This window comes from Culturomica sp., from assembly GCF_003524185.1.
GTDB classification, from domain to species: Bacteria; Bacteroidota; Bacteroidia; order Bacteroidales; family Marinifilaceae; genus Culturomica; species Culturomica massiliensis.
Window position 1 is genome coordinate 105,079 of sequence record NZ_DOED01000031.1, and the last position, 24,180, is coordinate 129,258.

General features: G+C 41.7%; 24 protein-coding genes. 14 read left to right on the forward strand and 10 right to left on the reverse strand.

Going from position 1 to position 24,180, the window contains the following annotated elements; translation table 11 throughout:
• Nucleotides 1-7 precede the first annotated feature (7 nt).
• From rpoN to DD657_RS10705, 5 genes are all read right to left on the reverse strand, one after another.
• Nucleotides 8-1,489, reverse strand: a complete 1,482-nt coding sequence (rpoN, locus tag DD657_RS10685) for an RNA polymerase factor sigma-54 (protein ID WP_021987773.1) — start codon at nucleotides 1,487-1,489, stop codon at nucleotides 8-10.
• 61 nt (nucleotides 1,490-1,550) lie between these two features.
• Nucleotides 1,551-2,996: an asparagine--tRNA ligase gene (gene asnS, locus DD657_RS10690; RefSeq protein WP_021987772.1), complete on the reverse strand. Its 1,446-nt coding sequence runs from the start codon at nucleotides 2,994-2,996 to the stop codon at nucleotides 1,551-1,553.
• A 221-nt stretch (nucleotides 2,997-3,217) separates the two neighbouring features.
• Nucleotides 3,218-4,339: a radical SAM family heme chaperone HemW gene (gene hemW / locus DD657_RS10695; RefSeq protein WP_287049842.1), complete on the reverse strand. Its 1,122-nt coding sequence runs from the start codon at nucleotides 4,337-4,339 to the stop codon at nucleotides 3,218-3,220.
• 28 nt (nucleotides 4,340-4,367) lie between these two features.
• Complete coding sequence (locus DD657_RS10700; protein ID WP_287049843.1) at nucleotides 4,368-4,979, reverse strand: lipid-A-disaccharide synthase N-terminal domain-containing protein; 612 nt, start codon at nucleotides 4,977-4,979, stop codon at nucleotides 4,368-4,370.
• Between the two features lie 7 nt (nucleotides 4,980-4,986).
• Nucleotides 4,987-5,718: a glycosyltransferase gene (locus DD657_RS10705; RefSeq protein ID WP_021987769.1), complete on the reverse strand. Its 732-nt coding sequence runs from the start codon at nucleotides 5,716-5,718 to the stop codon at nucleotides 4,987-4,989.
• Nucleotides 5,719-5,854: 136 nt separating this feature from the next.
• Between DD657_RS10705 and pyrH the strand changes: the two genes are divergently transcribed.
• From pyrH to DD657_RS10755, 10 genes are all read left to right on the forward strand, one after another.
• Nucleotides 5,855-6,565 carry a UMP kinase gene (gene pyrH / locus DD657_RS10710; protein WP_021987768.1) on the forward strand — a complete coding sequence of 237 codons (711 nt, stop codon included), beginning with the start codon at nucleotides 5,855-5,857 and terminating at the stop codon, nucleotides 6,563-6,565.
• Between the two features lie 52 nt (nucleotides 6,566-6,617).
• Complete coding sequence (gene dxs, locus DD657_RS10715) at nucleotides 6,618-8,492, forward strand: 1-deoxy-D-xylulose-5-phosphate synthase (RefSeq protein ID WP_021987767.1); 1,875 nt, start codon at nucleotides 6,618-6,620, stop codon at nucleotides 8,490-8,492.
• Nucleotides 8,493-8,516: 24 nt separating this feature from the next.
• Nucleotides 8,517-9,218 carry a Crp/Fnr family transcriptional regulator gene (locus tag DD657_RS10720; protein ID WP_021987766.1) on the forward strand — a complete coding sequence of 234 codons (702 nt, stop codon included), beginning with the start codon at nucleotides 8,517-8,519 and terminating at the stop codon, nucleotides 9,216-9,218.
• Between the two features lie 150 nt (nucleotides 9,219-9,368).
• The gene (locus tag DD657_RS10725; RefSeq protein WP_021987765.1) at nucleotides 9,369-10,571 is read left to right on the forward strand and encodes a pyridoxal phosphate-dependent aminotransferase; all 1,203 of its coding nucleotides are present in this window, start codon (nucleotides 9,369-9,371) and stop codon (nucleotides 10,569-10,571) included.
• A gap of 57 nt (nucleotides 10,572-10,628) precedes the next feature.
• Complete coding sequence (locus DD657_RS10730) at nucleotides 10,629-11,768, forward strand: 1-acyl-sn-glycerol-3-phosphate acyltransferase (protein ID WP_021987764.1); 1,140 nt, start codon at nucleotides 10,629-10,631, stop codon at nucleotides 11,766-11,768.
• A 63-nt stretch (nucleotides 11,769-11,831) separates the two neighbouring features.
• The gene (locus DD657_RS10735; RefSeq protein ID WP_021987763.1) at nucleotides 11,832-12,014 is read left to right on the forward strand and encodes a hypothetical protein; all 183 of its coding nucleotides are present in this window, start codon (nucleotides 11,832-11,834) and stop codon (nucleotides 12,012-12,014) included.
• Between the two features lie 12 nt (nucleotides 12,015-12,026).
• Nucleotides 12,027-12,311 (forward strand): hypothetical protein, encoded by a 285-nt coding sequence (locus DD657_RS10740; RefSeq protein ID WP_021987762.1) that lies wholly within the window; start codon nucleotides 12,027-12,029, stop codon nucleotides 12,309-12,311.
• 27 nt (nucleotides 12,312-12,338) lie between these two features.
• Nucleotides 12,339-13,859, forward strand: a complete 1,521-nt coding sequence (gene gltX, locus DD657_RS10745; RefSeq protein WP_021987761.1) for a glutamate--tRNA ligase — start codon at nucleotides 12,339-12,341, stop codon at nucleotides 13,857-13,859.
• A 21-nt stretch (nucleotides 13,860-13,880) separates the two neighbouring features.
• Nucleotides 13,881-14,234 (forward strand): DUF4870 domain-containing protein, encoded by a 354-nt coding sequence (locus DD657_RS10750; RefSeq protein ID WP_021987760.1) that lies wholly within the window; start codon nucleotides 13,881-13,883, stop codon nucleotides 14,232-14,234.
• Between the two features lie 108 nt (nucleotides 14,235-14,342).
• On the forward strand, nucleotides 14,343-15,536 hold the full coding sequence (locus DD657_RS10755) for a hypothetical protein (protein ID WP_287049844.1): 1,194 nt from the start codon (nucleotides 14,343-14,345) through the stop codon (nucleotides 15,534-15,536).
• Between the two features lie 16 nt (nucleotides 15,537-15,552).
• On the opposite strand, the gene dusB is transcribed toward DD657_RS10755, so the two are convergent.
• Entirely contained in the window at nucleotides 15,553-16,530 is a 978-nt protein-coding gene (gene dusB, locus DD657_RS10760; protein ID WP_021987758.1) for a tRNA dihydrouridine synthase DusB, read from the reverse strand.
• 139 nt (nucleotides 16,531-16,669) lie between these two features.
• Here dusB and DD657_RS10765 point away from each other — a divergent pair, with 139 nt between their 5' ends.
• The 4 genes from DD657_RS10765 (at nucleotide 16,670) to DD657_RS10780 (ending at nucleotide 19,650) form a co-directional block, all read left to right on the forward strand.
• Nucleotides 16,670-17,197, forward strand: coding sequence for a hypothetical protein (locus tag DD657_RS10765; RefSeq protein ID WP_021987757.1), 528 nt, complete (start codon nucleotides 16,670-16,672; stop codon nucleotides 17,195-17,197).
• Between the two features lie 45 nt (nucleotides 17,198-17,242).
• Nucleotides 17,243-17,728 (forward strand): RNA polymerase sigma factor, encoded by a 486-nt coding sequence (locus DD657_RS10770; protein ID WP_021987756.1) that lies wholly within the window; start codon nucleotides 17,243-17,245, stop codon nucleotides 17,726-17,728.
• A 4-nt stretch (nucleotides 17,729-17,732) separates the two neighbouring features.
• Nucleotides 17,733-18,611 (forward strand): hypothetical protein, encoded by an 879-nt coding sequence (locus tag DD657_RS10775; protein ID WP_021987755.1) that lies wholly within the window; start codon nucleotides 17,733-17,735, stop codon nucleotides 18,609-18,611.
• A 70-nt stretch (nucleotides 18,612-18,681) separates the two neighbouring features.
• Nucleotides 18,682-19,650, forward strand: a complete 969-nt coding sequence (locus DD657_RS10780; protein WP_021987754.1) for an outer membrane beta-barrel protein — start codon at nucleotides 18,682-18,684, stop codon at nucleotides 19,648-19,650.
• An 81-nt stretch (nucleotides 19,651-19,731) separates the two neighbouring features.
• Here DD657_RS10780 and DD657_RS10785 read toward each other — a convergent pair whose 3' ends face one another.
• The 4 genes from DD657_RS10785 to DD657_RS10800 are packed head-to-tail and all read right to left on the reverse strand — an operon-like array spanning nucleotide 19,732 to nucleotide 23,773.
• Entirely contained in the window at nucleotides 19,732-20,826 is a 1,095-nt protein-coding gene (locus DD657_RS10785; protein ID WP_021987753.1) for a bifunctional 3-deoxy-7-phosphoheptulonate synthase/chorismate mutase type II, read from the reverse strand.
• 35 nt (nucleotides 20,827-20,861) lie between these two features.
• The gene (locus DD657_RS10790) at nucleotides 20,862-21,701 is read right to left on the reverse strand and encodes a prephenate dehydrogenase (RefSeq protein ID WP_021987752.1); all 840 of its coding nucleotides are present in this window, start codon (nucleotides 21,699-21,701) and stop codon (nucleotides 20,862-20,864) included.
• Nucleotides 21,702-21,722: 21 nt separating this feature from the next.
• A complete protein-coding gene (locus DD657_RS10795) occupies nucleotides 21,723-22,916 on the reverse strand; it encodes a pyridoxal phosphate-dependent aminotransferase (protein ID WP_287049845.1) in 1,194 nt (397 codons plus the stop codon).
• A gap of 35 nt (nucleotides 22,917-22,951) precedes the next feature.
• Nucleotides 22,952-23,773, reverse strand: a complete 822-nt coding sequence (locus DD657_RS10800) for a prephenate dehydratase (RefSeq protein WP_021987750.1) — start codon at nucleotides 23,771-23,773, stop codon at nucleotides 22,952-22,954.
• Nucleotides 23,774-24,180: the final 407 nt, after the last annotated feature.

A 24,180-nucleotide genomic window follows, 5' to 3' on the forward strand; every position in this document is an offset into this window, starting at 1 on the left:
TATTAATTTATATTTCACGTCTTAAACGGGCTACCGGGATATCGAGCATCTGCCTGTATTTAGCTATTGTGCGCCGGGCTATCTGATAGCCTCTTTCGTTCATCATATCGACCAATTCGTCATCTGTCAAAGGTTTCCTTTTATCCTCCTGGTCAATAATACTTTTCAACACATTTTTCAGTTCTCCGGTACTTACTTCTTCTCCGCTCTCCATCTGCATACTCCCGGTAAAAAAATCTTTCAGGGCATATATACCGAACCACGTTTGTACATACTTCGAATTGGAAACCCGCGATATCGTAGAGACATCCAGGCCTGTCACATCAGCTATATCCCGCAGGATCATCGGCTTCAATAAACTTTCATCTCCGGTAAGAAAAAAAGGCCGCTGAAACTGAATAATTGCCGTCATTGTCAACATCAAAGTATTATTCCGCTGTTCCACAGCATCGATAAACGATTTTGCAGAGTTCAATTTATACTTTACAAAATTGACAACATCTTTCTTATCTTTAGAACTTTGCCCTTTTTGATAGTCATCCAATATATCCAAATAAGAACGATTGATCCGCAATTCGGGCAAATGGCCGGTATTCAAGCTCAGCTGCAACTCTCCATCCACTAAATCCAGTGTAAAATCAGGAATGACCTTATCTGCATTCCGCTCGAAAGAAGAATCGGCTCCGTTAGTCCCCCCGGGTTTCGGATTTAATTTGAGAATTTCTTCTATCGCTTCTTTCAATTCCGTTTCCGGAAGACGCAACCGGCGTTGTATTTTCTCATAATGTTTGCGGGAAAATTCTTCAAAACATTCCTCCAAAATTTTCTCCGCATTCTGTATAACTCTATTTTCCGGATTTTCCTGCAACTTATGACGGATTTGCAACAGCAGGCACTCCTGCAAATCCCGGGCTCCCACTCCAACAGGTTCAAACTCCTGGATTATTTTCAGCAAATTCCCGACTTCTTTTTCCGAAACTTCAATTCCGGCACCAAAAGCGAGATCATCCACAATATTCTCGACATCACGTCGCAAATAACCGTCATCGTCGATATTACCGATAATATATTCGGCGACTTTCCGCTGCAATTCCGACAGGCTCCGTACCCCTAGCTGATCGATAAGGCTTTCCCGAAAAGTTGTTCCCTGGGAAAATATGAAGTCTTTGGCATCTTCGTCTTTCGATGCGTTCGAAACATTCAGCTTATAATCCGGGGTATCGTCATCGTCCGACAAGTAATCTTCCAAAGTAAAATCATCGTCATTATCCTCCTGGCCCTCCTCCTGACTTTCAAATTCATTCTCGGTCTCGGCATATTCCAGTTCCGGCTCTTCTCCCCCTTCTTCCAGCAAAGGATTCGACTCCAATTCCTCTTTAATACGTTGTTCCAACTGAAAGGTAGGCAGTTCCAGCAGTTTTATCAACTGAATCTGAAGCGGATTTATCTTCAACCCCAGCTTTTGTTGTAAATTCTGCTTTAATGCCATAGTATTTAAAATATAAACAGAAGATAAAAGAGGTTTCTCTTTTATCTTCTCTCAATTTACATTAAAATTCAGCGTTTTTCGGAGTACGCGGAAAAGGTATCACATCCCGGATATTTCCCATTCCTGTCACAAACAGTAAAAGACGCTCAAAGCCCAATCCGAAGCCACTGTGTACGGCCGATCCGAAACGGCGGGTATCCAGATAGTAAGACATACTGTCAACCGGGATGTCCACTTCCTGCATACGGGCAACCAATTTATCGTAATTTTCTTCCCGTTGAGAACCACCGATAATCTCTCCGATTCCCGGGAACAAAACATCCATGGCAGCAACCGTCTTTCCATCCGGATTCTGTTTCATATAGAATGCTTTTATCTCTTTGGGATAACCGGTCAAAATAACCGGCTTCTTAAAATGTTTCTCCACCAGATAGCGTTCATGCTCACTCTGTAAATCAACACCCCATCCCTCAACCGGATATTGGAATTTACCATTCTTATTCGGCTTACTGTTTTTCAGAATATCAATGGCATCCGTATAGGTAACCCGTTCAAAATCATGAGTCAGAACAAAATTCAGTTTTTCAATCAATTCCATCGAACGCTCTTCTGCTTTCTTATCCTTTTCTTCATCCTGCTGACGGGCACTCAAAAATTTCAAATCGTCCATACAATGCTCGAGCGCATAACGGATCAGATATTTCAGGAAATCTTCAGCCAGATCCATATTGTCTGTCAAATCATAAAAAGCCATTTCCGGCTCAATCATCCAAAATTCAGACAAATGACGCGTCGTATTGGAATTTTCAGCCCGGAATGTCGGACCGAATGTATAAATCTTGCCCAATGCCATAGCCCCCAACTCGCCTTCCAATTGACCGCTCACAGTCAGGTTCGTTGATTTACCGAAAAAATCCTGTTTAAAATCGATTTCCCCATCTTCTCTTAAAGGCGGATTTTTCAAATCCAACGTAGTTACACGAAACATTTCTCCGGCACCCTCACAATCCGATGCCGTAATCAACGGCGTATGCAAATAATAAAAACCGTGATCATTGAAATACTGATGAATCGCAAAAGCCATGGCATGACGAATACGAAAAACGGCTCCGAAAATATTCGTGCGGAATCTCAAATGAGCAACCTCGCGCAGAAATTCCAAAGAATGTTTTTTCGGTTGTATCGGGAATTTTTCAGGATCGGCTTCCCCTAAAACCGTCAACTCTTCAGCCTGAATCTCATGAGCTTGTCCGGCCCCTGCACTCTCCACCAACAACCCTCTCACACATATAGCTGCTCCCGTAGTCACTTTTTTCATAAGTTCCTCCGGGAAACGATTCATATCAACAACAATCTGTATATTATTAATCGTGGAACCGTCATTCAACGCGATAAAATTCACCTGTTTATTACCCCGTTTGGTTCTTACCCATCCCTTAATCTCAACTTCTTTGTTGCACTCTCCGGACTGCAACAATTCTTTTACAGACGTTTTTTTTGTTTCCATTTCATTTCAAGTTACAACCGTCACAACACAACTAGTCCTGACAGTCTCTGTTAAAACCCAACTATTTTATTAAGTAATTGTTCAAAATTAATTATGCATTTCAACACTTCAAGTATCTGTACACAAAGAATCTACGAAAAATCAAATAAGTCAACGGACTTATGAACTTGCAAAAGTAAAGAAAAACAGCCAAAACGACAAAAAAACAATCCATTTAAACATTAAACGACAAATAAATCGCTAAAAACAGAGTCGGACAACAACCAACCGCCTTCCGTCAGCATCAATTTTCCCCGCTCTTTCCTCATAAGTCCCTTTTGAATATAATCCTCTACCTTCCCCTGTTGCAAAGCCCAATAAATGCCATACACGTTTTCCAGCAAACAAAGGTCCGCACCCCACATTGTCCGCAAGCTGGTCATAATATATTCATTATACAAATCAACTTTATTTAATTCCTCTCGTTCAAAGTTTAAACAATTATTATTTAAACTTTCTATATAAGATTTTACATGAGCAATATTCCATTGTCGAGAAGTCAGATCGTAAGAATGAGCCGCAGGCCCGAAACCGATGTAGGGTTTTTGCTGCCAATAATTCATATTGTGCACGGCATATTTCTGCTTTCGGGCAAAATTGGATATTTCATAATGTTCAAATCCATTGTCCCGCAATATCTGGACAGCCATCCGGTAATATCCGGCTAACAGATCGTCAGAAGCTCCGGCAAATCCGCCTTTGGCCAACTGCTTTTCAAAAACGGACCCCGGGTCGACACTCAACATATAAACCGACAGATGAGTAACCGGCAGTTCAACGGCTCTCCGCAGATCACGTTCCAGGTCTTCCGGACCACAGCCCGGCAAGCCGAGAATCAGATCAATACTTACATTACTGAAACCGGCCTTCAGGGCATTTTCCACACTTTCAACCGCCATTTTTGCCGTATGTGTACGATTTATCCGTTTCAAAGCATCCTCCCGGAAAGTCTGAACACCTATACTCAACCGGTTAAAGCCGAGTTGACGCAAACCTTTCAATTTGTCGGGGCCGGCATCTTCCGGATTTATTTCAATCGTCCGCTCTGCTTCCGGATGAAAAGAATAATGACCCGACAATTTTTCCACGATTTTCTCCAGATCGGCCAATGCCAGATAAGAAGGTGTCCCTCCTCCGAAATAAAGCGTACGTATCTCCTTTCGCGGTAAATAATTTGTCCTCAAGCCGATTTCCCGGCACAATGCACTTAGATAAGCTTCCTTGAAACTCAACGAAGCCACAGAGTAAAAACCACAATAAAAACATTTACTCCTGCAAAACGGGACGTGTATATAAATACTCATAACAAAACCGGAAATCAAAAAATAAAGATCAGCTTTTCGATTTTTTCAATATGTATATATTCCGGCAATACACGATCAGTCCGGTAGATTGCCCCAAAATCAACACCGGATCACGCCGGTAAAGAGCATAGGCGACAATGATTAAAGAACCGCTCAGGCTGATCAGCCAGAATCCCAACGGCAGCATCGACTCATTTTTCCGCCGGGAATACAGCCATTGATAAACAAAACGCAGTGTAAAAATAATCTGTCCCATTGAGCCGAAAATCAATACTCCCAAAGGGATATCTTCATTTCTGAAAAATTGATCGACAAAAGCCGGAATATCTTTTACCATATAAAAAAGAGCGGCAACCGGAGTAAGTAAAATAATATAACGGATTCCAAAAGGTACTTTCCGCCAGCTCTCTTTTTTATCCAGGTTCCAGATATAGATATAATAAGAGATCAACTGCCCGAGAATGATCGCAAAATCATCCCGCAGCCATCCGTAAATAAATAACAGCCAGGCTCCGATCAGGCTCAGTTTCCAAAAAATAGAAGGAGAAACGACTTTTTTAGCCCTTTCAGACATAATCCATTGCAGCAACAAACGCGCCGAAAACAGGAGTTGTGCCAAAAAACCGATGATATATATCATAAAAAGACTAATTCAGATTGGAATCGGCGACAATATAGTTAATATAACGTTTTTTCATCCAACGGTAGGCGAAACAATCTTTAAACGGACCGGCCAGACGATTCCAAAGGTGATATTTGGATTTTCCGGCAATACGCGGGAAATGTCTCACCGGTACCTGTTTAACACGCCCGTGTTGCAGTTGGATAAGGGCAGGTAAAAAACGATGCATCCCGGTAAAAAAAGGAATGCGTTTGGCATAATCCGTCTTCAGGATCTTCAAAGGGCATCCCGTATCTTCGACACCGTCATGAGTCATCGCTCTCCGGAAACCGTTGGCGATCCTGGAAGACATATTCTTTACAAAACTGTCCTTCCTGCCGGTCCGGATACCCATCACCATCTCATACGCTCCGAGATGGTCGATTAAAAGATTAAAATCCTCGGGAGAAGTTTGCAAATCGGCATCGATATAACCGACATAATCGGAATAAGTATTGTCGATTCCAGCCTTCATCGCAGCACTCAATCCTCCGTTCTTTTCAAGATTCAAAAAGAAAAAATCCTTATTTTTTGTACAAACCTGCTCCATCAAAGATTTACTTCCATCGGTTGAACCGTCGTTTACAAAAAGGACACAAGCCGGAATCTTGGAAATCTGTAAAAAATGAGTCAACTCCGCTTCCAAACGCCTTATATTTCCTTCCTCATTATAGACCGGTACAATAATGGTCAATTTATAATTTGCAGATTTATTCATATTTAAAATTTACATTCATTTCGTCAAAGAATAACACAAAATTAATTAGCTTTGCTCTGCTTTTATCCAACTCACTAAATTTTAGCGAAGATCAGGAGCAATAAAGAAGTTATTTTACAAAATAAAGTACAAAGATATGAAATATAAACGTATTTTATTAAAGCTAAGCGGTGAATCTTTAATGGGCAACCAAAAATACGGAATTGACGTAAAATGTGTTGAAAGTTATGCACGCCAGATCAAAGAAATTGCTGATATGGGCGTACAAATCGGGATCGTGATCGGAGGTGGAAATATTTTCAGGGGATTAAGCGGTTCAAAAAAAGGATTCGACCGGGTAAAAGGAGACAGCATGGGTATGTTAGCTACGGTAATCAATGCGCTGGCACTTAGCTCCGCGTTGGACAACGAAGGTTGTAAAAACCGGGTGTTGACAGCCATTCGTATGGAACCCATCGGAGAGTTTTATGCGAAAAGTAAAGCAGTGGAATACCTCGAACAGGGTTATGTCACCCTGTTCAGCGCCGGTACGGGAAATCCTTATTTTACAACAGACACCGGAAGCAGTCTGCGGGCGATCGAAATCGAAGCCGACGCCATGTTGAAAGGGACCCGTGTAGACGGTATTTATACGGCAGACCCGGAAAAAGATCCGACAGCTGTAAAATTTGACCGGATCACCTATGATGAAATATACAACAAAGGTTTAAAAGTTATGGATTTAACGGCTACGACAATGTGTAAGGAAAATCACCTTCCGATCGTCGTTTTCAATATGGATGTCGAAGGCAACCTGAAAAAACTGATGGATGGGGAAGAAATAGGCACAGTAGTATATGAAGGGTAGGACTTTCCGATTTTTTTCTTTTTGATTACGATTGTTATGCCTACTGAAGGTTATGGATATACTGGATAAAATAAACACACCCGAAGACCTGAAAAAAGTACCGGAGGATGCTCTCATTCAATTATGTAATGAAATCCGCCGGAAGATTATAGACGATTGTGCGGAAAATCCGGGACATTTAGGAGCCAGCCTTGGGGTCGTAGAACTAACAGTCGCTTTACACTACGTTTTGAATACGCCCTACGACAATCTGATCTGGGATGTCGGACATCAGTCTTACGCCCATAAAATCCTTACCGGCAGAAAAGAACAATTCAAAAACAAGCGTCAACTGGGAGGGATCAGCGGATTTCCCAAGATGTCCGAAAGCGAATACGATTCTTTTGGAACAGGACATTCTTCAACTTCCATTTCCGCGGCTTTAGGAATGGCCATAGCGGCAGATCTCAACGGAGAAGAAGGCCGCCAATCCGTAGCTGTGATCGGAGACGGATCAATGACAGGCGGAATGGCTTTCGAAGCATTGAATAACGCAGGGGTTCACAAAAACAACCTATTGATTATTCTCAATGACAACAATATGGCCATCGACCCGAATGTCGGAGGCTTAAACGACTATCTGCTGGATGTTGCCACGTCCAAAACCTACAATAAACTCAAAAACGACGTATGGCATATACTGGGAAAATTCAACCGGATCAGTCCGGGAATGCGTCGTTTCATACAAAACATCGATAACAGTATAAAGTCCATCCTGTTGAAACAGAGTAATCTGTTTGAAGCCATGGGACTCCGGTATTTCGGTCCGGTAGACGGACACGATGTCAACCATCTGGTAAAAATATTACGGGATCTCCAAAAAATAAAAGGCCCCAAACTCTTACATTGTATCACAGTCAAAGGAAAGGGCTTTCAACAGGCAGAAGCAGACAAAACAACCTGGCACGCTCCCGGAAAATACAACAAACTGACCGGAGAACTGATACATGAGAATCCGCCTTTGACACCTAAATTTCAGGATGTTTTCGGACATACCTTGCTGGAACTTGCCCGTAAAAATCCAAAAATCGTAGGAATCACCCCTGCTATGCCTACCGGTTGCTCTCTGAATATCATGATGAAAGAAATGCCGGACCGTTGCTTTGATGTCGGTATAGCGGAACAACATGCCGTGACATTTTCAGCCGGATTGGCAGCGAAGGGCCTGATCCCCTATTGTAACATTTACTCTTCTTTCATGCAAAGAGCTTACGATCAAGTTATTCATGACGTAGCTCTTCAGGGGTTGAATGTTGTCCTCTGTCTGGACCGTAGCGGACTTGTAGGCTCGGACGGAGCTACCCACCACGGCGCATTTGACCTGGCTTATTTCCGTTGTGTACCCGGAATAACGATAGCCGCACCCCGTAACGAACAGGAGTTACGCAACATGATGTATACGGCCCAATTACCGGACAAAGGTCCTTTTGTTATCCGGTATCCAAGAGGAAACGGCTCCATGCAGCACTGGCAGACTCCCCTGGAAGAAGTGGAAATAGGTAAAGGAAGCTGCCTCATCGAAGGCAATCAAATAGCGGTTATAACCATCGGGACCGCAGCAATTGCAGCAGAAAAAGCCATCGGCAAATGTCCGGAAAACAGCATTGCTTTATACGATATCCGTTTCCTAAAACCATTGGATGAAGAATTGTTACATACGATATTCCGGAAATTTACAAAAGTAATGACTATTGAGGACGGAACCGTTACAGGCGGTCTGGGAAGTGCCGTACTCGAATTTATGGCGGACCATCATTACCATGCACAAGTAAGCAGATTGGGTATACCCGACCAATTCATCGAACACGGCAGTCAACAACAACTTCGTAAACTATGCGGTTATGACGAAGAAAGTATCTATGACAGACTTCAAAAGATGTTAAATTAAAATATCCGACAGACAACACGCACAATGAAAGATGAAATAAGATTACCGGATCAACAAGAGTGCCGCGAAAAATTCAGCCGGACATTTAGAAATCTTTCCCAAGACGAGTTGAACTTACTGTTCAGCGACGAGTTTGTGCAATTTTATAAAAAAGGAAGTATCGTTTACTCGGAAGGAGCCCGGATGAAAGGCTGTTATTTCGTCTATAACGGAATCATCAAAATTTTTCAAACCGGATATGAAGGAAAAGAACAAATCATCAAATTTGAAAAAGAAGGTGATTTTTTCGGCTTCCGCTCAGTCATCCTCAAAGAGAAAGCATGTACTTCCGTTAAAGTTCTTTCAGACGCAATTCTTTATTTTATTCCAGAAAATACACTTTTACAACTCATCAAAACCAATTCCGATTTTGCATACGAACTCATGCAAATCGCTTGTAAAGAACTCGGAGAATCCAACCGTTATATCAAAGACATTGCCCAAAAATCCGTCAAAGAACGGTTGGCAGAAATATTACTCATGATGGCAAACGACTTCGGGATAGAAGAAGACGGAACCCTCAAATTAAATATTTCCCGGGAAGACCTGGGTAATTTTGTCGGGACGGCAACCGAAACCGTCATACGACTTTTATCGGAATATAGAAACGAAGGTTTGGTCGATGCCAAAAAACGAAAAATAAAACTTCTTGATATTCCTAAACTGAAAAATAAGGCCGGCATGTAGTGCGAATAATATTTTATAATTTTAAATAATATTAACTGCGCAATTGTATTTAAAGGGATATTTAATATTTCTATCATTTTTCTTCATTTCACGAATTTTTATTATATCTTGACACCACTTTTAACGTCTAACTATAATAAACCTAACAAAATGCCACAAATTTCAGAAATGGGTAAAGTGATACCCGCTTCACCAATCCGTAAGTTGGTCCCCTATGCCGATCAGGCTAAAAACAAAGGAATCAAAGTATATCACTTGAATATCGGACAACCGGATATCGAAACCCCTCCTATCGCCTTACAAGCCGTAAGAGAAATGAAATTATCCGTTATCGAGTACACGCCTTCCGGAGGCAATCCTTCGCTTAAAGTAAAATTAGCCGGCTATTATCAGCATTTAGGGATCCACATCCATGAAGAAGATATACTGATCACGACCGGCGGATCGGAAGCTATTTTATTTGCTTTTATGAGTACCCTCAATCCCGGAGACGAAATTATCATTCCGGAACCCTTTTACGCAAACTACACGGCTTTTGCCATTATGTGCGGGGTAAAAGTGAAAACAGTGACTTCCACCATAGAAAACGGATTTGCTCTGCCTCCGATCAGTGAAATAGAAAAACAAATAACGCCTAAAACAAAAGGAATCGTTATCATTAACCCCAACAACCCAACCGGTTATTTATATACCCAGGAAGAGCTGGAAGAGCTGGCGAAGATTGTTAAAAAATATGATTTATATTTGTATTCGGACGAAGTATACCGCCGGTATTGCTACGACGGATTAAAACATTTTTCAGTCATGAACTTAAAAGGGATCGAACAAAATACGATTCTTTTCGATTCCATGTCCAAGCGTTACAGCGAATGCGGTATTCGTGTCGGGGCTATCATTACCCGCAATCATGAAATTTTGTCAATCGCCCTTAAATTCGGAATGGCACGTCTATGTCCTCCCGCACTGGGGCAAATTGCTGCAGAAGCTTCATTAGATACAACCGATGAATATTTCGCAAACGTTTACAATGAGTATATTGAAAGACGAAACTTCATGGTAAACGCATTGAATAAGATACCGGGCGTTATTTGCCCGACTCCCAAAGGCGCATTCTATTCCATTGTACGTCTGCCCGTAGACGATGCAGAAAAATTTGCTCAATGGCTGTTGGAAGACTTCAGCTATAACGGGCAAACGGTTATGCTTGCGCCGGCTGACGGATTTTATCACACTCCGGGTTTAGGAAAAGATGAAGTCAGAATCGCTTATGTTTTAAAAATCAGTGATCTGAAAAAAGCGATGGAAACGCTGGCTGTCGCTTTGAAAGAATATCCGGGCGCAAAAAAAGCATAACGGATTATTTTTCTATCTTTGCAGCAAAATTAAGCTGTCATTTTTAGATAACAAAATATGATAACGGATTTGGAATTTGATACAATCAGACCTTATACAGGTAATGAGATTACAGCTGCTACTGAACGATTAAGTAATTCTGAAGAATTTCTGGCAGTATTCAGTGGATTGACAAAAATCAAGCCGGAAACAATTATTGCATTTCTCCGGAGTATACACACTCCTGAAGAATTTCAAAGCAAATTTTTTGGACCGGCTATTCAAGCCGTTATTAACAATACTTCAGACGGAGTTACAGTTACCGGGCTGGAAAACCTCCAGCCCGATACATCTTACCTGTTTATATCCAATCACCGGGATATCATCCTCGACTCAGCTATTTTAAACCTGATTCTGCGGAATAAGGGCTTAAAATACACACAAGCTGCCATCGGGAGTAATCTATTGGTAAATGAATGGGTTACAGACCTTGTCAAGCTGAATTCCTGCTTTATCATCGAAAGAGATATTCCGGTCAGAGAAATGATCGTCAGCTCTGCCCTGCGTTCCAAATATATCCGGGGTACGATTCTGGAAGGGAAAAATTCCATCTGGATTGCCCAACGGGAAGGACGCACCAAAAACGGCGACGACAAAACCCAGCCGAGCCTGCTGAAAATGTTTAAAATGAGCGGCCCGAAGGATTTTGTAGAAAATTTCAAAGAATTGAGAATCGTTCCGGTTTCCATCTCATACGAATGGGAACCTTGCGACGACTTGAAAACGAACGAATTGTATACCAAAACGGTGAGTGAGTACGTTAAAACACCGGAAGAAGATATGCGCAGTATGCAGACAGGACTCGGGGTTTATAAAGGCAGAATCAATTTTGGTATTGACAAACCGATCACGACAGAACTGGAAACAATAGCCGGTCTTCCTTCAAACGGTGAACGCTTAAACGCACTGGCCCAATTGATAAATACCAAAATCTATAAGAATTTCAAACTGTGGCCGAATAATTACATCGCTTACGATTTACTTCACTCGGTAAATAAGTACACCCGGTTTTATAACGAAAAAGAGAAAGAAAATTTCATCCGGATCATGACTCAAAAAGTCGATCGGATCGAAGGAAACCGCTCTTTGCTCAACAATATTTTTCTGGAAATATATGCCACCCCGGTCAGGAATTGCATGGAAAATACCGGAGAATGACGGCGACGAGCGTTAATTTAAATTATTTTCAAACACATTCGCCACATTTAAACACTTAAAATCATGAAAACAGTACGCTTACTCATCATATTAGCCGCTTTCCTAATTATGATTTCCAGTGCATTTACGCTACTGGCTACAACCGACCGCACTGCGGTATACATCAATATCTTTGCTATGTTAAGTCTGGCTGTAGCAGTAACGATTATGAATTTCAAAAACACCGGAAAGCGTCAGGACAAATAAATTTTCGATACGATGTACAAAGTAAAACGAACGATATATCTCGGTAAAGATTCTGTTGACATTTGGATAGGTCTGGTCAGTAAAACCAAAAACGGAAAAAACGGGAAATATACCGTCTATTTACTGACAGACGATCCCGACAAGCCATTTAACCACGCCGAACCGATTCTCAGCGGTATTCAATCCAAAGATACAGCTATCCGTAAAGCCATCGAATACGCTAAAGACCTGTTCCAAAACATTTTGAAAAATCAAAAAACAAATACACAAGATATTCCCGAAAATCCGGAAATCTGAAAACTTATATTCAAACACAAAATCATAATGGAAAGAAAAGTCAGAGTCAGATTCGCCCCCAGCCCAACCGGGGCTCTCCATTTAGGCGGAGTCAGAACAGCTCTTTTTAACTATCTGTTTGCACGTCATAACGGAGGAGATTTCTTGCTCCGTATAGAAGATACGGATCAAACCCGTTATGTTCCGGGTGCGGAAGAATACATCATAAAATCGTTGGAATGGTGCGGTCTCAAAATTGACGAAGGGGTCAGTGTAGGCGGTGAATACGGTCCGTACCGTCAAAGTGAAAGAAAGGCACTTTACAAACAGTATGCACTTCAGTTAGTCGAGTCCGGAAATGCCTATTATTCTTTCGACACACCGGAGGAACTGGAAGCCTGCCGCAAAGCCTGCGAAACAAAAGGAGAAACCTTTATTTACAACGCCCAGAGCAGAAAAAATCTCCGTAATTCTTTAAACATGGAAACCGGAGAAGTTCAAAAATTACTGGAATCCGGCATGCCTTATGTTATCCGGTTCAAAATGCCGGATCATGAAGAATTGCATTTAAAAGACATCATCCGGGGCGAAGTAAAATTCAATACCTCCCTACTCGATGACAAAGTATTGTTCAAATCGGACGGAATGCCGACTTATCATCTGGCAAACGTCGTCGACGACTATTTAATGAAAATAACCCACGTTATCCGGGGTGAAGAATGGCTTCCTTCCCTTCCCTTGCATGTACTTTTATACCGTAGTTTCGGTTGGGAAAACGTCATGCCGGAATTTGCGCATTTACCGCTGATTCTGAAACCGGTCGGAAACGGAAAACTAAGCAAAAGAGACGGAAATAAAATGGGCTTCCCCGTATTTCCGATGCAATTTACAGACCCGGAAACCGGAGAGATATGGCACGGTTACAAAGAAGACGGTTATTTCCCCGAAGCTTTTATCAACATGTTGGCCCTTCTCGGCTGGAATGACGGAACCGATCAGGAAATTTTCTCTATGGAAGAACTATGTCAGGCCTTTTCTCTGGAAAGAGTTCACAAAGCCGGTTCCCGTTTTGACCCGGAAAAAGCCAAATGGTTCAATCACAAATATCTGATCACCAAATCCGATTCCGAGTTAGCCGGAATTTTAAATGAAATCCTGCAAAACCACGGAATCCAGGCAGAACAGCCCAAAATAGAAAGAATATGCGGACTGATGAAAGAACGGGCCAATTTCGTTACAGACATATACAACGACAGCTTGTTTTTTTTCAAAGCCCCTGAGAGCTACAATGAAAAAGACGCCAAAAAATACTGGAAAGAAGAATCGGTTCCGTTAATGCAGGAATTATACGCCATTCTTGAAAAAATCGACGATTATTCTTTCTCCAATACGGAAAAAATCATTTCGGAATGGATTACCTCCCGGGAACTGGGATTCGGTAAAGTAATGAACCCGTTCCGGGTAGCAATCGTAGGCGCAGCCAAAGGTCCCCATATGTTCGACATCATCGAAGTTATCGGCAAAGAGGAGACTTTAAGACGATTGAAAAAAGCTTTGGAAACCCTATAATCATCAAAAATAATTCAAATTATGGAAATCAACACACCTACAAGCGAAGAGAGACAATATGCCATGTTTATCCATTTGTCTCAATTAGCCGGTATAATTATTCCCGGTTTGGGATGGATATTGCCTCTCGTTCTCTGGTTAACGCGCAAAGACACTTCCGCTTATATCGATGCCAATGGGAAAGTCGTAATGAATTGGATTATTTCCAGTCTGATATATTGCATCGGAGCGGGAATCCTTATTCTGCTTCTGATCGGAATTCCTTTACTATTTGCCATAGGAATCTGTAGCCTTATTTTTATCATACTCGGTGCTATCAAAGCAAACGAAGGCACAACCTGGCAATATCCCTTAAGCATCAGATTTTTTAACTGATATGCAATAAATGTATTTTGCCGCACGGTTGTGCGGCAAAATATTTACATACCTCCTGTAACTTTTCCTTTATTCTCTTCGTCATTTGAGAAAATAACCTGAAATTTTATGAAAAAGATCATTATTTTCTTCGCTCTCGTATTTCCGTTCATTTCTGCGGCTCAGAGTAAAAATTACCGCCTTTACGGACATGTATATACGGTTGATAATTTAACCTATACAGGATATATTACATGGGGAAAAAGCAATATGTACTGGATCGACCTGTTCCGGGCCGACAAACCCAATAATCCTTATACCCATTACTTCAAATCGGAAGAACGATTGATATTCCGCAATAACGGCCAGGATTCTCCGATTCCGCCAACACATCTGTTTTCATGTCGGTTCGGAAATATAAAATCCATACAGCCCCTTTCCAATTCAAAAGCCGAACTGGAAATAAAAGACGGTAACACCATCCAATTGAACCGGGGCAACTATAACGACATCGGAACAGCCATCGGAATATACTCTCCGGACAATACCTATGCTACAATCAGGTGGGATAAAATCACAAAAGTTGAATTTTGTTCTCCGGACAACGACAATATTGCCCCCGAAAAAAATCAACCCATCTGCGGTATTATAAAAACAGACCAGGGCATTTATAAAGGCTTTATAACCTGGGATAAGGATGAAAAAACGGCAGAAGCGACATTAGACGGACAATCGCAGAACGGGTACCGTAACTTACCGTTCGAAGTGATACAAAAGATCACCAAAAACGGTAACGGTTGTAAAGTCGTTCTAAAAAACGGAAAAGAATACGATATGTGGGGTACGAACGATGTAAACACCGCAAACAGAGGCATTATTGTAAATATGCCCAATATCGGACGGGTCACAATTCCGTGGAAAAATTTCGAAATATTCGAAGCTACGGATATTCAGGATATCAATATCCTTTCTTACGAAGACTTCGGGCAACCCCAGCGGATTTACGGAGAAGTAACAACCCGTAAAGGTGAAACCTACAACGGATATATGGCCTATGATTTGGACGAAGCCATGAATTTCGAAATATTAGACGGCAACAACGACAACATCATTTATGAAATACCATTCAAATTTGTCAGCTCTATCGAGCCCAAAAATTACAAATATTCATTCGTCACGTTGACCAAAGGAGGAAGTTTAAGTTTAGGCGACTCTCCCGATGTCAACAACGAAAACAGCGGTATGCTGGTCTTCCCGGACACAGGAATACCCACCTATATTCCCTGGAAAGAGATAAAATTGATTACGTTCAAAGAGAAATAAAAACCGAGGAGAGAGATCAGCTACCGTATCTCTCTCCGATTTCATCGAAAATTCTCCATAATTCTTCTATAGAGTCAGCTTTCAGCATTTCGATCCGCAAGTCCCGGAAATGAGAAAGTCCCTTAAACATAGCCGCCATATGCCGGCGCATATGTAAAATTCCACGTATCTCATCTATCCAGTCGACAGCGAGTAAAATCTGTTCCTTGATAATAGCGATCTGTTCCTGCACAGATAAGTCGGGCAATACTTCCCCGGTTTCAAAATAATGACGAATTTGTTTGAAAATCCAAGGACGGCCTATTGTCGCCCGTCCGATCATCACAGCATCGACACCATACTTATCAAATGCTTCTGCAGCCTTTTGGGGAGTCGTAATATCTCCGTTACCGATAATCGGTATCCGAATACGGGGATTGTTCTTAACCCGCGCTATGGGTTCCCAATTCGCTTCCCCCGTATACATCTGAGCCCGTGTACGCCCGTGTATCGCTAAAGCCCGGATGCCGGCATCCTGCAATCGTTCCGCAATATCTTCGATGATAATATGTTCGCTGTCCCAACCCAAACGGGTTTTTGCTGTCACAGGTATCCGGACAGCCTTTACGATCTTTTCCGCCATTTCGATCATCAACGGAATATCCCGCAATAACCCGGCACCGGCACCCTTCTGGGCCACCCGTTTCACCGGACAACCGAAATTCAGATCGATAAAATCGGGATGTACTTCCTCGACAATCTTTGCCGCTTCCACCATAGAATCGACATAACGTCCGTATATCTGAATCGTCACGGGACGTTCGCTTTCATCTATCGTCAGCTTTTTTATCGTCTTATGAACAGAACGCACCAAAGCATCGGCAGAAACGAATTCAGAATACAGCCAATCTGCACCGAAATTTTTACAGAACTTCCGGAAAGGAGGATTGGTAATATCTTCCATCGGAGCCAGAATCAAAGGCCTGTCACCTATTTCTTTACCTGCAATTTGCATATCATTACCCTAAATTATATCCTGGAATAAAATGTTAAAGCATCATAAAATCAACTATTTCCGGCTCTCTTCACTTTGATGCCAGACGATTATTCCATAAGTTTGCCGCAAAAATAACATTTAAACTCGTATCCAAGCTATGCTGATTATAAAATTAATGCTGCTTCTGGCAACCCTATTGCCACAAAATAACGGCTGGCAACGTATCCAGACCAAGCAACACATCTCGTTTCTTTTTCCCAACAAGGCCCAGCATATAAAGAACACGACCAAAGGAATTCCGTCCGATATCTATCAAACGAAAGACCTTGCCTGCGTATTCGGTGTCGTTTGCTCCGATTTCTCCAACCAACCCGTTGAAATGAACCAAACCAATGCCGTTGCCTTATACGAACAGCTGAGAAACGGTTCGGTAGACATGGAATCTGCCATCTTAAAAAACGAACAAACCATCCCTTATGAAAATATGCTCATCAAGGAAATTGAATATTCAATAATTAAAGATAAATATGAAATGACATATTTCAAACGTTTTATTTTTAGGGATAAAATGGTATATCAAATTACGATAGGAGGAAAAACACGCCTCCTGGATATTTTAAAAAAGGAGCGGGAAATATTTTTTAATTCAATCTACTTTCCGGAAGACAATCCCACACCAAATTAAAAATAAAAGTAACTTTTCGTTATCTTCGTTCGTCACATTAACGAGATGACACGAACAGAATACAACAATAGTGTAGACAATTTCTCAGACGACGTGTACCGCTTTATTTTTAAAGCCTGCCGTAACAAGGAATTAGCCGAAGATATCGTTCAGGACAGCTACCTGACGTTATGGGAACATGTCCGGGATATAACGTACGAAAAAGCAAAAGCGTTTCTGTTTACCACATCCTATCGCAAAATGATCGATATTTTCCGAAGAGAAAAAAAGAACGGGGACATCGAAAACATCTGTACCGGCCAATATACTTATGAAGAAGAAACACCGGATTTACAGCAGATACTGGAAAAAGCCCTGGATCGCCTGTCTCCGGTCCAAAAAACAGTTGTATTGCTGAGAGACTATGAAGATTATTCCTACAAAGAAATAGCAGAAATTACCAATTTGACCGAAAGTCAGGTAAAAGTATACATTTTCAGAGCACGCAATTTTATGAAAGAATTTATCCGTACCCCGGATTTAGTGATATAAAACCATGATTACCCGCAAAAATTACGAAATATATTTCATTGAATACCTCGACGGTACGCTCTCCGAAGCAAAAGCAGCAGAATTAAAAACATTCCTGCTGCTCAATCCGGATTTGAGTGCATTGCTGGAAGACACAGACAAGGCAAAACTGAAAGCCCCGGTTCTGATTTACCGGAAAAAAAACGTATTGAAAAAAACCGAGATACAGGAATGTCCCGATTACTACGCAATTGCAACAGCCGAAACAGTACTGACACCGGAAGAAAACCAACAACTGGGAAAAAGGAAATCCGATCAGAATTTTCAAAAGCTGGTAAATACCTATCGCCAGTTCAAAGTAAAACCGGACAAAAACATTCGCTTTGAGAAAAAGAAAGCCCTTTACCATAAACCGGCATACGGTAAACTCATCATCCGCATCTCGGCTGCCGCAGCTATTGTAATGCTTATGATTTCAATGGGACGTTTCCTGATTCATCCCCGGCCGGATCAGGAAACCGTTCTTCCCATAGCCGGCAACGCAGTGAAAATAGAGCCGGCAGAGATTATCCGGCATACCCCTGCTCCGTTACCGGTAAAAACAATTGTCTTACCGGTCAGGCTCAGGCCAATATCCCCTTCTGTTTATCAGCAAAAAGAAACCGTCAATCCCGTCTCTTTATCGCCTTCCTTACTGACAAGCGTCAATATAAACGAGCTGCAAAATGAAGAGACACAAACTCCGCAGACTCCGGTTTTAGGCTCGTCCGAAATTGTATTGAACGAATCGGCACAGGAATGGAAAGCTTCGTCTACAAATTTCGAAACAAGAAATATAATTACATCCGTAATTTCAACCGGGAGAAACCTGGCCGAAAGGACAAATAAAAACATCTTGCCTTAAAACAAGCTGTAACAAATCGTTTTGCTCATCCGTCATAGGAAAAAGAATTAACATTAGAAATACAAACAATATGAAAACTTTTTTATTACTTCTGATCGTGCTATTTGCTCTTGAAAGTTTTGCAGAACCGGCAAGAGACACCGTTATCATTAAAGATTTATGGCAGAAAAAAGATACCACGAAACTGAAAGAAACGCTACGGGAAAATTTACCGGAAGACAACGAAATGAAATTACTGGAAACCAATTCGTCTTCCCCCAAAAACGTTAAAGTCAGAATCGTCCGTAATAAAAATAACACGGTCACCACCGTATACAGCGAATCGGACGAGGAAATCCGGATCCTGGGAAAAAACAGATTTAAACGCAACAACCGCAGTTACAACCGCTATCATCGCAGTTTTAGCGGTCACTGGTGTGGCTTCAATTTCGGCTTCGTCAATTTCGCCGATGCGGATTATTCAAATTATGCAGCCTCGGAAGATGGATTTATGGACTTGGACTATATGAATTCTTTTGTTATGCAATTCAATGTGTTCCAACAGAGTATCAACTTAGTTCCCCGTAACAATTTCGGTATTGTCGTCGGCTTAGGTTTGGAATACCAACGTCTTCGCTTTGACAATAAAAAATGGACCGTAACCGTAAATGACGACAACATACTGGTTCCCCAGGAAATCAACCCGGAATGGAAAGTAAAAAAGAACTCATTTAAAACCCTCTACCTCACCATACCGTTATTGATGGAAGTGCAATTTCCGGCTTTACACAGGAATAAGATGTACGTATCGGCAGGAGTCATGGGTGGCATAAGACTGCATTCCAAAACCAAGATCGTTTATAACAACAGCAATGGAAATAAGAAAAAAGAAAAAGTATCGGACGACTTCAACCTGTTGCCGGTGAAAGCAGATGTAGTGGCGCGTATCGGATACAGAGGCGTTAATGTATGGGGCAGCTACACCCTGACCAATATGTTTAAAGCCGATAAAGGCCCTAAATTACATCCATACAGCGTTGGCCTGGGAATCACATTCTGATGGATTTGCCAATATAAAAGTCACAGGCCCGATCGTCTCCCGACCTTCGACCTGTGACTTTTAATTTACAATTTAAGAAGCTTATTCAGCATTCATAATATCGGTTTGTTTATCGATAGAAGCCTGGTGAATGGCTTTGAATATTTTCTCCATAAAATCATTGTTCAATCCTTTTTCTTCTCCTTTCCGGAATACTTTTTCCAGAATCTTATCCCAACGTCCGGTCTGCAAAATAGCAATGTTATTTTGTTTTTTATAATGTCCGATCTCTTCTGACACCTTCATACGACGGCCAAGAATCTCGATCAATTCATCGTCCAACTCATCTATACGAGCCCGTAATTCATCTATATTCTCTCTGTAATTCATATTTTCCGAATCCGGATCACGAATAATCAGACTGGAGATAATTTCAGTCAGAGCAGCCGGCGTGACCTGCTGGGCGGCATCACTCAATGCAATCTCAGGACAAATATGAGATTCTACGATCAAACCGTCAAATCCTAAATCCATCGCTTGCTGAGAAACCTCACGGATGTATTCCCTTTTTCCGGAAATATGACTCGGATCACAAATCATCAAAATATCTTTGAAACGACGCTTGATCTCAATGGGTAGCTGCCATTGAGGCATATTCCTATATTTTACTTTATTGTATGTAGAAAATCCCCGGTGAATCACCCCTATCTTTTTCAACCCGGCCATATTCAAGCGCTCCAAGGCACCGATCCACAATTCGACGTCGGGATTGACCGGATTTTTCACCAACACCGGGATATCCGTACCCTTCAATGCATCGGCAATCTCCTGCATAGCAAAAGGATTAGCCGTCGTACGTGCCCCGATCCACAACATATCCACACCAGCTTTCAAAGCTTCGTACACATGTTTTACATTTGCCACTTCCGTCGAAGTTTTCATGCCCAATTCACGTTGTATCCGCCTCATCCACATCAAACCGTCTGCCCCGACTCCTTCAAAACAATTCGGACGGGTCCGGGGCTTCCATATCCCGGCACGTAAAACTTCTATTCCGGCATTTTTTAACGCCTTAGCCGTCTCGAACAATTGTTGTTCACTCTCCGCACTACAAGGTCCGGCAATGATCAACGGTTTTTTCACATCCGAGAAGATACCCCACTCATCTGCCTTGATTAAATCTAATTTAGTTACCATAAATTTTATGTTATTGTGTTTGTTATTTTTACCCCTTAGCGAATAATCCGCTTTATCTTGTTTGCATTGTAAATCAAATTCTTCACGCCTTCCTCATCGTATTCACCGATGTGTTTTTTAAATTCCTGCAATTTCTCAATATAAGTATCCAATACCGTAAGTACATTCTCTTTATTTTGAGAAAATATCGGCGCCCACATATCCGCATTACTCTTTGCCAACCGGACAGTCGAAGAAAAGCCCCCCGATGCCAGATCGAATATATTTTTCTCATTCTTTTCCTTTTCCAACACCGTCAATGCCAAGGCAAAAGAAGATATATGGGAAATATGGGAAACATAAGCCGTATGTACATCATGGTGAGCAGCTCTCATATAGATGATCCGCATATTCAGACAATCGTACATGCTTTTAATCAACTCAACAGCCCTGAAGTCGGAGTCCTCTGCATTACAAATAATACCGGCTCTGCCGTCGAAAAGACCGGGAAGCGCCGCCCAAGGCCCGGAATACTCCGTTCCTGCCATCGGATGGGCCGCCACAAAATTTTTCCGGTTGGGATGATAATGAATGATCTCGTTGATCTTTTCTTTCGTCGAACACACATCCGTCACCACCTGCCTATCCACTTTATCCAGTATCCGGGGAATTAAACGAATGGCAGCACTTACCGGAGTGGCCACAACAATAATATCACTTCCTGAAATACATTCCTCCAAAGAAACAATTTCATCTACCAAACCGATCTCCAAAGCAGCAGTCGCGTGCAAATGATCGTTCTCCACACCGACAATCCGGTCTGCAAATTTTCGTTTTTTCAAGTCAATCGCCATCGACCCTCCGATCAATCCGATTCCAATAATACCTACCTGCATTTTTCTTTTATTTTATAACCGTCAACACCAGGAACCATGGCACAAACCACCAATTCCCAAACTTTTCTTTATCCGTCCGGCCACTTCTCTTAAAACCGGTTGCTTCGCACAAAGCGATATCCGGATATAACGATCTCCATTACTTCCGAAAATAAATCCGGGAGTAATAAATACCCGGGCCCTTTTCAAAATAAAATCGCTCAATTCCTCTCCGTTTTTCCAGGTATCGCTGACTTTTCCCCACAAAAACATTCCCCCACTGCTTTTATCATAGCTGACCTCCAGCATATCAAAAATATCACCGGCCAGTTTTTTCCGCTCCTGATATTCCTTATTCAACGTAATATACCAACTTGCCGGTTGGGCCAATGCTTTTACTGCAGCCAACTGCAAAGGCTTAAACATACCGGAATCCATATTGCTTTTTACCTTCAATACATTCGCAATCACATCCGCAGCACCGGCAATCATACCGATACGCCAGCCGGCCATATTATGAGCTTTACTCAACGAATTCAATTCGATACAACATTCTTTAGCCCGGTCGACACTCAAAATACTCAAATGTTCCTCATTCAGAATAAAACTGTAAGGATTGTCATTGCAAATCAAAATACGATGCTTCAATCCGAAATCCACCAATTTCCGGTAAAGTTGCAGGTTTGCACGGGCACCGGTCGGCATATTCGGATAATTGACCCACATCATTTTCACTCCGGAAAGATCGCTTTTCTCCAAAGCATCAAAATCAGGCATCCATCCGTTTTCCTCTTTCAAATCAAACGGAACGACTTCCGCTTCAGTCAGTAATGTAGCCGAAGAATATGTCGGATAGCCCGGATCAGGAACCAACACCTTATCTCCTTTATTTAAAAATGCCAAAGAAAGTAATAATATCCCTTCCTTAGAACCTGTAAGCGGCTGAATCTCATGATCCGCATCCAATTCCACCTGATAATACTTCCGGTACCAGTCAGCAAAAGCCATCCGCATATCCCGAAGCCCTTTATAGCTTTGATAGGCATGATTATCCGGATTCTGAGCACCATGAACAAGCGCATCAACGACATCCGCAGCCGGAGCCATATCCGGAGAGCCTATACCCAGATTAATTACTTTTTCCCCCTGACGATTCATTTCGTCAATTTCCTGAAGCTTACGCGAAAAATAGTATTCATTTACACTATTAGTTCTATTTGCTGGCTGAATAATCATATGGATTTATTTTTAATTTTTATACGTATCGGACATCAACAACAACTCTTATATTCGCCCATAATCTTTACATCTTCTACCAAGGGATTTACAGCATTCATTGCTTCCCGGTAATGTGCATAATCGTCGAATTTGAGATCGACATAAAAGAAATACTGCCACTCTTTTCCCGGAATAGGCAAAGACTGTATTTTAGTCAGATTCAGATCATAAAAGGCAAAAATGGAAAGAATCTGAGACAAACGCCCTTTTTTGTGGGGGATTGTAAAACAAATGGACGATTTATTGATATCATTTTCAACAACTTCAATACGATCATCCACAATCAGGAAACGAGTGAAATTTTGCTTGTGGGTTTCGATACTTTCCTGCAACACTTCCAGTCCGAATAATTCCGCTGCCAAAACAGAAGCTATCGCTCCCGTATGCATCCGGCCCTCCCGGGCGATATCCGCAGCACTCTTAGCCGTATCTTCGGATTCTATCAGGCGGATATGCGGAAATTGCTTAAAAAACTCCCGGGTTTGGGCTATGGCCATATAATGCGAATGTACTTCCCGGATATCTTCTATCCGCTGTCCGGGCAATGCCATCAGATTCTGCTGAATCCGGAGAAACACCTCCCCCTTGATTTGCTTTCCGTATTTATGCAGCAAAGCATAATTAGGCAAAAGTCCGCCGGCAACCGTATTTTCGATCGCCATAACAGCCCCCTCAGCCTCCTTTCTTTCCAACCCCACGAACAAATCTTCAAAATTCAGACATTCCAATACATCTATATCATCTCCGTAATACAAGCGGGCTGCCTGCTCGTGAAAACATCCGTGTACCCCCTGGATAGCAATTTTCTTTTTCATTCTTAAGTAATTATTCAAAATTAATTGTACATTTCAAGACTTTAAGTATCTGTATACAAATAGTCAACGAAAATATTAAATTAAGTCAACGGACTTATTTATTGTTTTATGCGTGTTCCAAATAAAAACCCCCGGAGTTCTGCCGGGGGTCATATAAATTTTATTCCATGAGTTGAAGACAAATATATACGCCTACCGGCTACTCTTGATACAATAAAAGTAGAAATAATAATACCGGTTGCTAAATCGAAAAAAATTCATCTCAAAACTGAATTAAAAAAGCCCTGAATCATCAGGGCTCCGTTATATTTTATTCAAAAAAAAAATCCATACCAAAGCCCTTTACCTTCTGCTAAAAAAGTAATAATAAAAATAATATGCAAAAGAAAAAGACTTCATACTTCTCT

Coding starts and splice junctions, on each gene's coding strand:
- rpoN (WP_021987773.1), bottom strand. CDS start 1,489: ATGGCATTAAAGCAGAATTTACAACAAAAGCTGGGGTTGAAGATAAAT.
- asnS (WP_021987772.1), bottom strand. CDS start 2,996: ATGGAAACAAAAAAAACGTCTGTAAAAGAATTGTTGCAGTCCGGAGAG.
- hemW (WP_287049842.1), bottom strand. CDS start 4,339: ATGAGTATTTATATACACGTCCCGTTTTGCAGGAGTAAATGTTTTTAT.
- DD657_RS10700 (WP_287049843.1), bottom strand. CDS start 4,979: ATGATATATATCATCGGTTTTTTGGCACAACTCCTGTTTTCGGCGCGT.
- DD657_RS10705 (WP_021987769.1), bottom strand. CDS start 5,718: ATGAATAAATCTGCAAATTATAAATTGACCATTATTGTACCGGTCTAT.
- pyrH (WP_021987768.1), top strand. CDS start 5,855: ATGAAATATAAACGTATTTTATTAAAGCTAAGCGGTGAATCTTTAATG.
- dxs (WP_021987767.1), top strand. CDS start 6,618: ATGGATATACTGGATAAAATAAACACACCCGAAGACCTGAAAAAAGTA.
- DD657_RS10720 (WP_021987766.1), top strand. CDS start 8,517: ATGAAAGATGAAATAAGATTACCGGATCAACAAGAGTGCCGCGAAAAA.
- DD657_RS10725 (WP_021987765.1), top strand. CDS start 9,369: ATGCCACAAATTTCAGAAATGGGTAAAGTGATACCCGCTTCACCAATC.
- DD657_RS10730 (WP_021987764.1), top strand. CDS start 10,629: ATGATAACGGATTTGGAATTTGATACAATCAGACCTTATACAGGTAAT.
- DD657_RS10735 (WP_021987763.1), top strand. CDS start 11,832: ATGAAAACAGTACGCTTACTCATCATATTAGCCGCTTTCCTAATTATG.
- DD657_RS10740 (WP_021987762.1), top strand. CDS start 12,027: ATGTACAAAGTAAAACGAACGATATATCTCGGTAAAGATTCTGTTGAC.
- gltX (WP_021987761.1), top strand. CDS start 12,339: ATGGAAAGAAAAGTCAGAGTCAGATTCGCCCCCAGCCCAACCGGGGCT.
- DD657_RS10750 (WP_021987760.1), top strand. CDS start 13,881: ATGGAAATCAACACACCTACAAGCGAAGAGAGACAATATGCCATGTTT.
- DD657_RS10755 (WP_287049844.1), top strand. CDS start 14,343: ATGAAAAAGATCATTATTTTCTTCGCTCTCGTATTTCCGTTCATTTCT.
- dusB (WP_021987758.1), bottom strand. CDS start 16,530: ATGCAAATTGCAGGTAAAGAAATAGGTGACAGGCCTTTGATTCTGGCT.
- DD657_RS10765 (WP_021987757.1), top strand. CDS start 16,670: ATGCTGATTATAAAATTAATGCTGCTTCTGGCAACCCTATTGCCACAA.
- DD657_RS10770 (WP_021987756.1), top strand. CDS start 17,243: ATGACACGAACAGAATACAACAATAGTGTAGACAATTTCTCAGACGAC.
- DD657_RS10775 (WP_021987755.1), top strand. CDS start 17,733: ATGATTACCCGCAAAAATTACGAAATATATTTCATTGAATACCTCGAC.
- DD657_RS10780 (WP_021987754.1), top strand. CDS start 18,682: ATGAAAACTTTTTTATTACTTCTGATCGTGCTATTTGCTCTTGAAAGT.
- DD657_RS10785 (WP_021987753.1), bottom strand. CDS start 20,826: ATGGTAACTAAATTAGATTTAATCAAGGCAGATGAGTGGGGTATCTTC.
- DD657_RS10790 (WP_021987752.1), bottom strand. CDS start 21,701: ATGCAGGTAGGTATTATTGGAATCGGATTGATCGGAGGGTCGATGGCG.
- DD657_RS10795 (WP_287049845.1), bottom strand. CDS start 22,916: ATGATTATTCAGCCAGCAAATAGAACTAATAGTGTAAATGAATACTAT.
- DD657_RS10800 (WP_021987750.1), bottom strand. CDS start 23,773: ATGAAAAAGAAAATTGCTATCCAGGGGGTACACGGATGTTTTCACGAG.